Origin of the sequence: Actinoallomurus spadix (assembly GCF_024055725.1) — a bacterium.
Classification (GTDB): domain Bacteria; phylum Actinomycetota; class Actinomycetes; order Streptosporangiales; family Streptosporangiaceae; genus Actinoallomurus; species Actinoallomurus spadix.
The window spans coordinates 74,100-86,802 of record NZ_JAMXMX010000010.1; the positions used below are offsets into that span (position 1 = coordinate 74,100).

Annotated in this window: 15 protein-coding genes; 7 read left to right on the forward strand and 8 right to left on the reverse strand. The window is 72.8% G+C overall.

What is annotated here, in order from left to right; translation table 11 throughout:
• Nucleotides 1-8: 8 nt before the first annotated feature.
• A complete protein-coding gene (locus NE235_RS38205) occupies nt 9-701 on the reverse strand; it encodes a phosphatase PAP2 family protein (protein WP_252803865.1) in 693 nt (230 codons plus the stop codon).
• A gap of 199 nt (nt 702-900) precedes the next feature.
• Between NE235_RS38205 and NE235_RS16885 the strand changes: the two genes are divergently transcribed.
• The 4 genes from NE235_RS16885 to rodA all read left to right on the forward strand — a co-directional run bounded on the left by NE235_RS16885 (nt 901) and on the right by rodA (nt 4,286).
• A complete protein-coding gene (locus NE235_RS16885) occupies nt 901-1,575 on the forward strand; it encodes a DUF2231 domain-containing protein (RefSeq protein WP_252803866.1) in 675 nt (224 codons plus the stop codon).
• Between the two features lie 267 nt (nt 1,576-1,842).
• Nucleotides 1,843-2,235: a hypothetical protein gene (locus NE235_RS16890; protein WP_252803868.1), complete on the forward strand. Its 393-nt coding sequence runs from the start codon at nt 1,843-1,845 to the stop codon at nt 2,233-2,235.
• Between the two features lie 96 nt (nt 2,236-2,331).
• A complete protein-coding gene (locus NE235_RS16895; protein WP_252803870.1) occupies nt 2,332-2,916 on the forward strand; it encodes a carbonic anhydrase in 585 nt (194 codons plus the stop codon).
• A 182-nt stretch (nt 2,917-3,098) separates the two neighbouring features.
• Complete coding sequence (rodA, locus tag NE235_RS16900) at nt 3,099-4,286, forward strand: rod shape-determining protein RodA (RefSeq protein ID WP_252803872.1); 1,188 nt, start codon at nt 3,099-3,101, stop codon at nt 4,284-4,286.
• On the opposite strand, the gene NE235_RS16905 is transcribed toward rodA, so the two are convergent.
• On the reverse strand, nt 4,279-4,410 hold the full coding sequence (locus tag NE235_RS16905; RefSeq protein ID WP_252803876.1) for a DUF397 domain-containing protein: 132 nt from the start codon (nt 4,408-4,410) through the stop codon (nt 4,279-4,281). The two genes, rodA and NE235_RS16905, sit on opposite strands and share 8 nt — an antisense overlap.
• Nucleotides 4,411-4,459: 49 nt before the next feature.
• Between NE235_RS16905 and NE235_RS16910 the strand changes: the two genes are divergently transcribed.
• The gene (locus NE235_RS16910; RefSeq protein WP_252803878.1) at nt 4,460-4,654 is read left to right on the forward strand and encodes a hypothetical protein; all 195 of its coding nucleotides are present in this window, start codon (nt 4,460-4,462) and stop codon (nt 4,652-4,654) included.
• A gap of 22 nt (nt 4,655-4,676) precedes the next feature.
• Here NE235_RS16910 and NE235_RS16915 read toward each other — a convergent pair whose 3' ends face one another.
• Nucleotides 4,677-5,438: an arylamine N-acetyltransferase family protein gene (locus NE235_RS16915; protein ID WP_252803880.1), complete on the reverse strand. Its 762-nt coding sequence runs from the start codon at nt 5,436-5,438 to the stop codon at nt 4,677-4,679.
• Between the two features lie 66 nt (nt 5,439-5,504).
• Nucleotides 5,505-6,218 (reverse strand): L,D-transpeptidase family protein, encoded by a 714-nt coding sequence (locus NE235_RS16920; RefSeq protein ID WP_252803881.1) that lies wholly within the window; start codon nt 6,216-6,218, stop codon nt 5,505-5,507.
• A gap of 68 nt (nt 6,219-6,286) precedes the next feature.
• Here NE235_RS16920 and NE235_RS16925 point away from each other — a divergent pair, with 68 nt between their 5' ends.
• Nucleotides 6,287-6,901: a DUF1707 SHOCT-like domain-containing protein gene (locus tag NE235_RS16925; RefSeq protein ID WP_252803882.1), complete on the forward strand. Its 615-nt coding sequence runs from the start codon at nt 6,287-6,289 to the stop codon at nt 6,899-6,901.
• A 13-nt stretch (nt 6,902-6,914) separates the two neighbouring features.
• Here NE235_RS16925 and NE235_RS16930 read toward each other — a convergent pair whose 3' ends face one another.
• Nucleotides 6,915-8,582 (reverse strand): MFS transporter, encoded by a 1,668-nt coding sequence (locus NE235_RS16930; RefSeq protein ID WP_252803884.1) that lies wholly within the window; start codon nt 8,580-8,582, stop codon nt 6,915-6,917.
• A 125-nt stretch (nt 8,583-8,707) separates the two neighbouring features.
• The gene (locus NE235_RS16935; RefSeq protein ID WP_252803885.1) at nt 8,708-9,199 is read right to left on the reverse strand and encodes a DUF523 domain-containing protein; all 492 of its coding nucleotides are present in this window, start codon (nt 9,197-9,199) and stop codon (nt 8,708-8,710) included.
• A gap of 96 nt (nt 9,200-9,295) precedes the next feature.
• Between NE235_RS16935 and NE235_RS16940 the strand changes: the two genes are divergently transcribed.
• Nucleotides 9,296-10,177, forward strand: a complete 882-nt coding sequence (locus tag NE235_RS16940) for an alpha/beta fold hydrolase (protein WP_252803887.1) — start codon at nt 9,296-9,298, stop codon at nt 10,175-10,177.
• Here the strand turns inward: NE235_RS16940 and NE235_RS16945 are convergent.
• Together NE235_RS16945 and NE235_RS16950 are read right to left on the reverse strand one after the other, a co-directional pair.
• Nucleotides 10,167-11,261, reverse strand: a complete 1,095-nt coding sequence (locus tag NE235_RS16945) for a DUF711 family protein (RefSeq protein WP_252803889.1) — start codon at nt 11,259-11,261, stop codon at nt 10,167-10,169. The two genes, NE235_RS16940 and NE235_RS16945, sit on opposite strands and share 11 nt — an antisense overlap.
• Before the next feature lie 3 nt (nt 11,262-11,264).
• The gene (locus NE235_RS16950) at nt 11,265-12,701 is read right to left on the reverse strand and encodes a DUF7059 domain-containing protein (RefSeq protein ID WP_252803890.1); all 1,437 of its coding nucleotides are present in this window, start codon (nt 12,699-12,701) and stop codon (nt 11,265-11,267) included.
• Nucleotides 12,702-12,703: the final 2 nt, after the last annotated feature.

The window sequence follows — 12,703 nt, forward strand, 5'->3', positions numbered from 1 at the left end:
GGAGACTCTTACCCAGGCCGGTTCGTGGGCACCCGGGCCGCGCGGCCCGCGTGGTGCCGGCCGGCGGCGGGAGTGCCCACGTCCTCCAGTCCGCTACGGATGCGGGGCAGGTCGTAGAAACCCGAGACCAGGAGCGCGGCGCTCACCGCCGCGAGGCAGCCGCCAACGACGTCGAGCAGGTAGTGCACGCCGAGGTACATGCGGGCGAACGCCACGACGCCCGCGAACATCACCCCCACCGTCAACGCGAGCGGCCGCAGCCGCCCGCGTACGAGCAGGCCGAGGATGATGGCGACCGCGGCGGCGACGGTGGCGTGCCCGCTCGGGAAGCTCATCGCGTTGTCCGGCGGGATCACCCAGAGCCGCTTCGGCGGGCGGTGCTCGGCCACCAGGGTCTTCGCGACGTACGCGATCCCGAGCGCGCCGATCATCAGGCAGGCGGTCAGCAGCGCGTCACGGCGGCGCCGCAGGAGCCAGAGGATCGCCGGAACGACGACAGCGATCACGGCGCCGACCGCGGCCTGCGCGACCAGCGTCGCCGCCTTGGCGACGAGGGTCAGGGCGGGAGTCCGCAGGCCGGCGAGGTGCTCGTCGAGACGGAGGTCCGCGTTGGTCAGCGCGGCGGTCTTGGCGGCCGGGCCCAGCGCCGCCAGGACGGCCAGCAGGAGCACCCCTCCGATGATCTTCGTCCGACCTGCCACGTCCCGCCCTTCCAGCCCACCACGGCGTTCACCGTGACTTCACGATCAGGACACGTTAGCGCCGTGATCGCCACACTGCGCCGCAGACGCGACACATCGGGTGAGTGACGGAGGACACGGGTGGGCCCGGATGCTTTCAGAGGCGATTCATAGCCTTCTCACAGCCACCGCTCCGCGAACTCCCATAGCTTCTGGACTCATGACAACGGCCCTGACCGAATCCGACACTCCAGCGAAGCCGCCCGCACGGCGGTTCTTCCCATCGGACCCCTCGGTCCTCCTGCTGGCGGCGACCGTCGTGGTCGCCGTCGCGGTGGCTCCGTTCGAGCTGACCACGCTCTTCGGCCTGCCCGCCCACGCGCTGTTCCTGCACGTCCCGGTCGTTCTCGTCCCCATCCTGGCGGGCGTCGTCATCGCCCTGGCCGTACGCCCCGTCTGGCGGGTGCGGTATGGCCTGGCGGCCGGCGTCTTCGGCATCGTGACGATGGCGGCGACCGTCCTCACCGCCGGCGCCGGCGAGAAACTGCGGGACGAGCGCATGAAGCGATTCAAGGCGCTCAGCGGCGGCGCCGGCCGGCCGTCGGGCCGACCCGCGGGCGGCCCGCGCCAGGGCGGCGGAGAGGGGAACCTCCTGGAACGCCACGCCGAGCTGGGCTCGCAGCTGCGCCTGCTCGTGCTCGTCCTCGTCGTCCTCCTGGTCGTCCTCGTCATCCTCGCGCGGTACCGCGCGTACACGGCGGAGGGCTTCCTCGCCGGTCCGGCGCTCGGCACCGTGGTGGCGGCCCTCGCCGTGGTGGCCGCCGTCGTCTCGGCGATCTGGGTGATACGGACCGGTCACCTCGGCGCCAAGATGACCTGGCACGAAGGCGGCTGAGCACGGGCGGGGGCGCACCCGGCCCCCGCCCGGACCGTTCGAGATGAGACGTCGGGGACCGATCCGGACACGGCTCGGTCCCCGACCCGTACGTACGACAGGAGGCCGTCACGGAGGGTGGCGGGACCGACACCTCTGCCTGCCCGGACGTGTAGCGCAGCCCCCACCGGCAACATAGAGTCATGAAGCGGCAACTCTTTGTCATCGATGGGAGCCGGGTTGGCCTCGGGGCGGCGGGCGAGGGACGGTGCGATCCGGATGGCGCGCATGACCGCCGTCATCCTGTGGGCGCTGGCCGTGACCGTCGTCATCCTCGTGCACGGCACCGCCCCGCACGGCGCCCATGCGGCGGCCGTACTGGCGTCGATCCAGGCCGATCATCCGGCGCTCTCCCCATGCCCGGCCTCCCGCTCGACGGACCGGCTGCGCCACGATCCGGGTGACGGCGGCCGGCCCACACCCTGGGGCCACTGCGACGCCGTCCTGCACCGGGCGCCCGCGCCGCCCTCCGGCCCCGGCGCGCAGCCCCTCCGCCCGTCCACCGCGCAGCCCGCCGGACCGAGTGCGGACCCGCGCGGAACGGCGCCCCGCCGGGCCGACCGCCCGGCACGGCACGCCGCGCAGCCCGAACCCGCGACCCTGCAGGTCTTCCGCTGCTGATCCGCGGCCCGCCCGCACGCGCGCGAAGCGGACATGCCGCGCGCGACGGGACCGCCGGTTCACCTCACCCGTCCCCAGCGCGAAGGACTTCGTCCCATGCAGTCACTGATCGACCATGCCCGCAGCTTTCATCAGCAGGTCGCGACCCACCGGGGGCTGCGCTCCCCGCTCCGGCCGGACCACACCCCACAGGCGATCTTCGTCTCCTGTTCCGACGCCCGGGTCGTCCCCTCGCTGCTCACCGGTTCCACGCCCGGTGACCTGTTCGAGCTGCGCACCGCCGGCAACGTCATCCCGCCCTACCGGGTGGGGCGGCTGACCGCCGAGGCCGCGACCCTGGAGTACGCCGTGGTGGTCCTCGGCGTCCGTGACCTGATCGTGTGCGGTCACACCCGGTGCGGCGCGGTCCGCGCCCGTACGAGCGGCGGCGCGCTCCGCCACGCCCCTACGACGAGATTCTGGCTGCTGCACACGCACCGCTGGCGGGGGATCCGCGCGCAGGAGCAGGAGGACCCGGGCCGGCCGCACCTCATCGCCCAGCTCGACAAGCTCCGCCGCTATCCGTGGGTGGCCCGGCGCCTGGCCGACGGCACACTGCGGCTGCACGGCTGGTTCTACGACGTCGAGACGGGCGCGGTCTGGAGATACCGGCCGGACACGGGCGCGTTCGTCCCCCTCTGACGCCCTCACCACCGCTCCGCTCCTCGCCTCAGGAACGTTCCCATCACCCCGGGTATGCTCGGAGAGTGACTGATCGATCACCTGCTGCGATGTGATCACACCATCGCCGGGGTCCGCGGCCGGCGCCGCGACCCCGGCGAGGGATGGTCGGGACCCGTCGGGGGGCGGGTTCGGGGGGTGCCATGTTCGGATCGCACGACACCGTACGGACGGCGCGGCGACGTTCGCTGCTGCGCCGCTGGTCCGGCCACGAGTCACCGCTGCGCCGGCTCGACTGGGTCCTGCTCGGCGCCGTCATGACGCTGACGCTCATCGGGACCCTCCTGGTGTGGTCGGCGACCCGGCCGGCCCTGCTGCACACCGGCCAGGATCCGCAGGTCTTCCTCAAGAAGCACCTGCTGACGGTGGGGCTGGGCTTCGGGCTGGCCGCGCTGGTCGCGGCACTGGACTACCGGCTCGTCCGCGCGTACGCGCCGATCGTCTACGGCGCGTCCTGCGTCGGCCTGATCCTCGTTCTCACGCCGCTGGGCTCCACCATCAAAGGGCATCACTCCTGGATCGAGCTGGGCGGCGGCTTCCAGCTCCAGCCCGCGGAGTTCGCCAAGGTGGGCCTGGTCGTGGTGCTCGCCGTGCTACTCGGCGAGCCGAGAGACGCCCAGACCGCGCCGGACACCCGCGACATCGTGGCCGCGCTCGCCCTCGCCGGGCTGCTCGCGGGCCTGATCATGATGCAGCCGGACCTCGGGACGACCATGGTCCTCGCCGTCGTCGTCCTGGCGATGATCGCGATCTCCGGCGCGTCGAAGCGCTGGCTGCTCAGCCTGGTGGCCGGCGGGGTCGGCGGCGGGATCGCCGCCTGGCAGTTCCACCTGCTGAAGCCGTACCAGATCAACCGGTTCATCGCCTTCGCCGATCCCTCGGCCGATCCGAGGGGCGCGGGATACAACGCGGCGCAGGCCCGCATCGCGGTCGGATCGGGCGGGCTCGCCGGTCAGGGATTGTTCCGGGGCCAGCAGACCGGCGGCCACTTCGTCCCCGAGCAGCACACCGACTTCATCTTCACGGTCGCCGGTGAGGAGCTCGGCTTCCTCGGCTCCGCGCTGATCGTCGTGCTCGTCGGAGTGGTGCTGTGGCGGGGCCTGCGCATCGCCGCCCTCTGCCCGAACGGCTTCGGCATGCTCGTGGCGACCGGGGTCGTGTCGTGGCTGGCGTTCCAGACTTTCGAGAACATCGGCATGACGCTCGGCATCATGCCGATCACCGGAGTCCCACTGCCGTACATCTCCTACGGCGGGTCGGCGACACTCGCCAACATGCTCGCACTCGGCCTGCTCCAGGCCGTCTACCTGCGCCAGCGCCCCTTCAGCTGACGGCGCCGAGGTCTCCGTCGCCGGGTACGCCGATGGTCCCGTAGGTGAGACGGGCGACCTCGACACAGGCCCCATTGGCTTCACTACGACTCGACTTACGCCAGTCGGCGCACTGCACGGTCATGTCACGGATCCAATCCTGTTCGAAGCCAGGTCAGATCTGATTACAGCAGGTGATGGTCGAACAGGCGCCGACGCCGCGCACGTCGGTGCCGAGGGTTTTCGATGCTCACGGCACCAGAACCCTCGGCACTGACGTGCGACGTGGCGACCGGTGCCGCGTCGTCCAGCGGGCGCTGCTGCTGTTGCTGAGTTCGCTGACCCGTCACCTGATCCGCGCCGCCGAACGCGATGCCACGAGCGCCTGAGGCGAACGGGCCGGGCGCGGGCTCAGGGCGTACGGACCTCCGGGACGCGGTCCAGTTCGACGCCGAAGTGGGCTCGGTAGGCGGCGAGCACCTGTGCGTCGTCGCCGAGCCGCTCCTTCCGCCGCTCGCCGTCGACCGTACGGGTGAGGGTGCGGCCGCTCAGGGTGATCCGGCCGGTCTCGGTGAGCAGTGAGCAGACGAGGGACCCGGTGAAGTGGGACCCGGGGGACGTGCGGTGCCACCAGCAGCCGGCGGCGAAGTCCCGCAGCGTGCGCGGACGGGTCTCCAGGCGGTAGACGGGCCGTCCGTCCCGCAGCACGTCGAGGTCGCCGTCGGCGGTCTCGACGATGCGGAAGATCCCCCCGGGGTCCTCCTGGTCGCCGCGCTCGTCGATCCGCAGCGGGTGGTGGGTGTGGTCGCCGAATCCGACGTCGACCAGCCACGGTCCGACCCGCAGGGCGAGGTGGTCGTATGGGATGCCGGGGTCGTCGTCGCCGAGGACACGGGCGGCGAGGTGCGTGACGTCGTAGCCCAGCGCCGACAGCAGCGCCCCGAACGCCCCGTTCAGCTCGTAACAGAACCCGCCCCGCCGCCGGTCGACGACCTTGGCGACGAGGGCGTCCTCGTCGAGGACGATGTCCTCGCCCAGGTGGACGGCGAGGTTCTCGAACGGCACGGTGCGCAGGTGCCGCAGGTGCAGGTCGCGGAGTGCGCCGTCGTCGGGACGCGCGGGCGCGTCCGCGCCGATGCGGGCCAGGTAGGCCTTCATCCGGGTTTCGTCCATGCCTCATTCACGCACGCGGGGACGGCGCCGGGCCATCGGTCGTGGGTCGTACGCCCGGTCGTAGGTCTAGGAGCGGAAGAGCGCGCTCTTCGGGCCCATGATCATGCGGTCGTTCGGGACGAGGGTGCGCATGACGGCGCGCAGCTCCGGCTCCTTGATCGACACGCAGCCGGCGGTCGGGGTGACGCCGCCGACGTGGAAGAAGATCGCCGACCCCAGTCCGGGCTTGGCGTTCGGCCGGTTGTAGTCGATGACGACGGCCTGGTGGTACGGGCCGCGCCGCGCGATGGCGGAGAGGTTCTCGTCGGTCGAGCGGCACGAGCCGGAGTAGTAATCGTTGTAGTGGCTCTTACCGGGGGTGGCGCCCCAGCAGTCGCCGCTGCCGCGCAGCGTGCGGTACTTGAGCTTCGTGCCCGAGTTGCCGAGGCCGAACGCCTCGGTGAGCGTGAACGAGCCGGTCGGGGTCGCGCCGTCGCCCTCGCGCTTGGCGCCCGGCCGGGCGAAGGCACCGGTTCCCGCGCGTCCGGTGGTGACGCTGATCCGCTTCCACGATCTGCCGTGCTTCGCGCACTCGCTGACCACCACGTGGTTCGAGGCGTACGAGGGGGAGATCGCGAACACGACGTGCGCGGCCGACCCGGTCGTGTACCGGAGCCTGCCGTGGTTCGCGGCGGAGCACGGGTCGAAGGTCTGGGCCTGCGCGGCGGGCGCCAGTGCGGTGAGCGCGGTCCCGCCGGCGAGGGCGAGGGACGCGAGGACGGCGGTTCGATGCGGCTTCATGAGCACCCCCAGCGGTGTTCGGCGCAACAACCCTACGCACCCGGATGCGGGCGATCTAGGGTGGCGCCATGACGAATCTTCCGGAGCGGCGCGAGATGCGCATCTCCGACGCCGAGCGCGACCAGGTCGCGGCGATCCTTCGTGAGGCGGCGGGCGAGGGCCGGCTCGACCTCGAGGAGCTCGACGAGCGCCTCACGGCAGTCTACGCCGCCAAGACGTACGGCGATCTGGAGCCCATCACCCATGACCTGCCCGAACCGGCGGCCCGGCCGGCCGCCGCGCCGCGCGGGGACCGGTTCGGCGGGACACCCGTCTCCCGTGCGGCGTTCGGGATCATGAGCGGGTTCCAGCGCAAGGGCGCGTGGGTCGTCCCGGAGGAGTTCACCGCCGTGGCGTTCTGGGGCGGCGGGCAGTTGGACCTGCGGGATGCGAAGTTCGAGACGCCCGTGGTGACCATCCGGGCGTTCGCCGTGATGGGCGGCGTGGAGATCCTCGTTCCCGAGGACGCCGAGGTGCACGTGAACGGCATCGGCATCATGGGCGGCTTCGACCACCGCGCGAGCGGCGTGGGCGCCGCCGGCGCGCCGAAGATCATCATTACCGGTTTCGCGTTCTGGGGCGGGGTCGGCGTCCAGCGCCGAGCCTCCGACGCCGAGACGGGGCGCCGGAGGCTCGAGGGTTAGGAACCCGCGCGTCTCACTCCGGGTCGCGAGCGCGCCTCGGGAGCAGGAACGCCGCGAGGAAGGTCAGGCCGAGGAGCCCCACCTCGACCCAGAGCACGATCTTCATCGTCGCGACGAACCCGCTCTTCACCGCCGTACGGCCGGCCTCGGCGGCCGCCCGCTGGGCCGGGACGCCCGCCGCGCGCACCTCCCCCTCGGCGCGGAGGCAGGACGCGGGGACGGTCTCGGTGTCCTTGGCCACCGCCCGGTCGTGACCGCAGTCGCGCAGCCCGGCGACGAGCCGGTCCCGTGCCGGTCCGGACACTCCGGCCGCGGCGAGCGTCTTCGGCGCCGTCGTGTCCGTGGCCGACGCGATCTCCCCGCCGAGGACCCCGAAGAAGATGGTGCCGAGGACGGCGACCCCGAGCGCGCTGCCGAACTGCTGCACGGCGGTGAGCGTGCCGGACGCCGAACCGGTCTCGTGCGGCTCGACTCCCGCCAGAACGATGTCGAAGAACGGTGCCATCAGCACGCCCATACCGGTGCCGGTGAGCGTGAGCGCGGGCACGAAGTCCCACGGGCCGACGCCCGTGCCGGCCAGGTGGAGGGTGAGGACGACGGCCGCGACGCCGAGGGCCATCACCACCGTCCCGCCGTGGATCACCCGGCGGCCGTACCGCTGGACCGCCTGGGCGACGCCGAAGCCGATGACGACGCCGGCCGACCACGGCACCGTCGCCAGCCCGGCCCGCAGTGGGGAGTACCCGAGACCGATCTGCAGGAAGAGGCTGAAGACCAGCGAGAACCCGGCCATGCCGGAGAAGAACACGGTGCCGACGATCAGGCCGCCCGTGTAGCCGCGCTTGTGGAACAGGCTGGGCACGACCAGCGGATCACCGCCCGCGCGCTTCGTGCGGGCCTCGTACCAGCCGAAGAGCCCGAAGACGGCGACGCCCGCGGCGATCATCGCGAACGCCCACGTCGGCCAGCCGAGCTCACGGCCCTGGACCAGCGGGTAGATCAGCAGCAGTGAGGCGAGGGCGGCCAGCACCACGCCGGCGAGGTCGAGCCGGGGCGCCTCCGTGGAGCGGGTGGCGGGCAGGAACCGCAGCCCGCCGAGCACGGCCAGCAGCCCGAGCGGCAGGTTGATGAGGAAGATCATCCGCCAGCCGGTGCCGAAGAGGTCGGCGTCGATGAGCCAGCCGGCGAGGATCGGGCCGCCGACCGAGGACAGGCCCATGACCGGGCCGAACGCCCCGAACGCCTTGCTCATCTCCTCCTCGGAGAACATCTCTTTGATCATGCCGAGCCCCTGCGGCAGCATGACGGCTCCGAAGAGCCCCTGGAGGCCGCGGAAGGCGATCAGCGTCTCCGGTGACTGCGCGAGGGCGCACAGCAGGGAGCCGGCGGTGAAGCCCACCGCGCCGATCACGAACATCCGCTTGCGGCCGACGACGTCGCCCAGCCGCCCGCCGGTGATCAGGCCGACCGCCATCGCCAGCGTGTAGGCGGCGCCGAGCCACTGGACGATGCTCGCGCTGCCGCCCAGGTCGGCGCGGATCGACGGCGCCGCGATGCTCGTGATCATGGCGTCGAGCATGTCCATCACCTCGGCGGCGAGGATGACGAACAGGGCGGCCCACCGCCATCGGTACACCGCCGGGGTGCCGACGCCCGCCCGGGACTCGTCGGTCGCGGTCATGATCTCTCCTTTGGACTTTTAACTCGGTTTCAGAGAAGATATATCTCGTACTCGAAGAGAGGTCAAGACATATCGCGTTTGACGCCAAGTGTCCGGCAGGAGGACACGCTCGCGCCTCGGGGGGTTCAGCGCTCCAGCGCGGCCAGGTGGGCGGCCGCCACGTCGAGGTCGTCCTCGGCGAAGACCCTGATCCCGCCGCGCTCCAGCAGGGCGGCCGTGACGCCCTCCCCAGGCACGGTCGTGCCGCTGAAGCCGCCGTCGTAGATCCGCGCGACGCCGCACGAGGGGCTGCGTTCCTTGAGGATCGCCATCCGCACGCCGTGCGCGCGGGCCTGGTCGAGGGCGTGCCGCGCACCCTTGAGGAAGTGGGCCGTGACGTCCGTGCCGTCGGGGGTCAGCACCCGCGCCCGCCCGTCGAGCACGTCCCCGCCGAGCCCGCCGTGGATCTCGGCGGGCGGTCGCGGCACGGGCAGCCCGCCCCGCACCTCCGGGCAGACCGGCACGAGCCGCCCCTCGTCCCGCCACCGCGCGAAGACGGCGTGGTCGCTGCGCTTGCCGGTGCCGTCATAGCGGACCGGCGTGCCCAGCAGGCAGGAGCTGACGAGGATGCGTTCCATCGTGTTCAGCGTAGTCAACCCCCGAGTACACGAATGTGACGACGGTCTCATACCTCGGCGGCGCCCGGCCGTGCCACACTCCGGATCATGAGCTCGATGCAGGCTGACCTCCGACGTGGACTGGCCTTCGTCCGCCCGGTCGGCAGGACCCGCGAGAGCGCCGTCGAACCCGATCTGCCGCCCGCACGGGTCCTCGCGCTGCCCCGGCGCGGCGAGGTCACCGTGCGGGTCGTCGAGGGCCCCGCGCCCGTCCTGCTCCTACACGGGTGGGCGCTGACCGCGGACGTGAACTTCTGCCACCTCATGCCGCACCTGTCCCAGGGCATGGTGGCCATGGACCACCACGGGCACGGCCACGGGCCGGACCGGCCCGGGCGGTTCCGCATCGAGGCCGCGGCGGACGACCAGGCCGCGCTGCTCGACGCGCTCGGCATCGACGAGGTCGTCGTGTGCGGCTACTCCCTGGGCGGCCCGGTCGCCCTCGAACTCGCGCGCCGCCACCCCGACCGGGTCGCCGGCCTGGTGCTGCAGTCCACCGCCCTGCGCTTCGACAGCCCCGCCGACCGGGTGACCCGGCCCCTGCTGAAGGCGCTCCGGCCGCTGACCCGCTTCGACGTCGGCCGTACGGCGCCGCTGCGCTACTTCAGCGACACGCGCAAGCGCAGCGCGGAGACGGCCCGGCTGTGGCCCTGGCTGCGCCGTGAGCTCGTACGGGCACACCCCCGCGCGATCATCGACACGATGCTGGCGGAGTACGAGTTCGACTTCCGGCGGCACGCGCCTCAGCTCGCCGGGCTGCCCACGGCCGTGGTCGTGACGACGCGGGACCGCGCGGTGCCGCCCGATGATCAGTACGCGATGGCCCGCCGCCTGGACGCCGAGGTCCTCGAGATCGACGACGACCACGACGTCTTCCTCGCCGACCCCGAGACGTACGTCGCGACGACCCTGGAGGCGATCCGGCGCGTCACCACCTGACGGTGGTGTTCGTCAGGTACTCGGACGTGAACGCCGTACGGTCGCCGTCGCGTGTGCCCGGCACCGGGAACAGCCGCGCCGACAGCGGCTTGCGCAGGCGTACGGCCAGGGCGGTGACGTCCAGCAGCAGCCGCGCGATGGCGTCGGCGGAGCTGTCGCCGGGCAGCGGCACGGTGTCCAGGCCGGTGCCGCAGACCGAGGAGTACGCCAGCAGGTCGTGCAGGCCGATCCGGCCCTCCTCCCAGCGCCGGGCGAGCACGACGTCCTCCATCACCGGCAGCATCAGCCCGTTGTAGCCGCAGGTCGGCAGGCTCGTGCTCCGGATGCCCGCGGTGAGCGCGGCGGCGACGGCGAGCGTGCCGGGCGCGCCGAACTCCCCGGTGATCTCCTCGAACGCCGCGCCGATGGAGTCCGGCCCGTTCGGGGCGGGCGACAGGTCGATCCCGCCGAACGCCACGCCCAGTTCGGCCGCGACCTGCTCGGCGAGCCGGACGACCGGCGTGGCCTCCTCGGTGACGGCGGCGGCGAGGCGCTCGGTCAGCCCGTCCAGTCCTTCTTTGGCCGCGCCGACCGCGATGCTCGCGCCCTGCAGGCCGACCGTGAGGTTCGCGGGGCCCTCGTGGTGGGCGGCGGGGAAGAATGGGCTGCCCGGCGGGACGCACGCCAGCGCGGCGAACCGGAAGTTGCCGAAGCCCTCCTCCGTCTCGTCCGCGAGCCGCAGCATCGCCTCGGCCGCGGGCCGGGCCGCCGCGGTGTTGCCGTCGAGGCGGACGGTGCAGTGCAGCGCGTCGTTGCCGATGAGCAGGTCCGGGATCGTCTCGACCCCCGACGTCGCCGGGCCGAGCGAGAGGTACGTCAGGCCGGCGTCGTCCAGTGCGGCCTGCAGGTCGCGCGCGTACGCGGCGGTCGGCGTCATGTCGCCGAACACCGGGCGGGTGGACAGACGCAGCGTCTGCACCTCGTATCCGGCGTCGCGGAACACCGCCTCCGCGCGGCGCAGCGCGTCCGCGCCCTTCGCGACGACGTCCGCGGCGAGCGGGTGCGGCTCGGGCACCCCGAGAGTGAGCGTACGGATCGGGACCATGGCTCAAATCATGTCAAAGAACCCGTCGGCCACCAGATCGGGCAGCACGGCGAGCGCCCGGGCCCGTACGGCGGCGGCGTCCGCGCCGGTCAGCTCGGCGATCGCGTCGAGGAGCGGTCCGAGCGGCAGGTCGCCGTCACAGGCCCCGGCCAGCGCCGCCTCGACCGTTCCGACCTGGGCGGCGCGGCGCAACCCGTACGTCTGCCGCAGCACGATCCGCTCGGGATCCTCCGCGCCGGGCGGGCCGATCTGCTCCTGGACGACCCCCGGCGCGGTGCGCAGCGTCGTCTCCGGAGTGAGGCGCGGCCGGGGGCGTACGACGTCCCGGACGTACGCGCCCACGGGCTGGTCGACCGCGTGCCGCAGCTCCTCGACCCGTACGTCCTCCCCGCCGGAGGCGTGCAGGGTGATCCAGCCGAAGCCGACGCCGGTGACCTTGTGCGCCTCAAAGTAGTCGAGCCAGGCGTCGTAGCGGCGGCGGTACTCCGGCGAGCCCACGTCGCAGGAGTCGCGCAGCCACAGCTCGGCGTACTCCGCGGGGTCCTGCACGTCGCGCTGCACCACCCAGCCGTCGACGCCCTCGATCCAGTCCGCGACGCGCTCGCGCCAGTCCTCGCCCTCGACGTTCAGCCAGTTGGCCAGCAGGTGACACCAGCCGCCCGGCGCCAGGTGCGCGGGCGCCCGCCGGACCAGGCGCCGGCACAGCTCGTCGCCCGGCAGTCCCGTCTCGCGGTACTCGAAGCGCAGTCCCGGTGAGATCACGAACGGCGGGTTCGACACGATCAGGTCGAACGTGCGGCCCTCGACGGGCTCGAACAGCGAGCCCTCCAGCAGCTCGGCGTCGATCCCGGACAGCGCGAAGCTCAGCCGCGCCAGGTCCAGGGCGCGCGAGCTGACGTCGGTGGCGGTCACGCTCCGGGCCCGGTCCGCCAGGTGCACGGCCTGTACGCCCGATCCCGTGCCGAGGTCGAGCACGTCGCCGACCGGGCCGCGTGCGACGAGCTGCGCCAGGTTGTTCGACGCGCCGCCCTGCCCGACGACGTGGTCGGGCCGGAGCGGGACCCCGCCCGGCCGGGCCTTCAGGTCGGACACGATATGACCGCGGGCCGAGGGCGGCTCGCCGGCGCCCGACGCGGACTCGACCGGTTCGACGTGCAGCAGCGCGCGGACCTCGCCGCCCGACCGCTCGACCAGGCCCAGGGCCGCCAGGTCGTCGGCCGGCAGCGCCGACTCCGGGACCGGGACCTGCAGCCAGAACAGCCGGACCAGGGTCTCCAGCGGCGTGCCGCCCCGCGTGGCGCGCAGCGCCGGAACGATCTCGTCGCGGGCCAGCGCCGCACCGGCGACCGGCCCGAGGAGGTGCCGCACCCCGGCGACGGTGTAGTCGGCGTGCTCGAACAGCCCGCGCACGCGCCCGGCGGCGCCCTCGTCGACGGTCACGC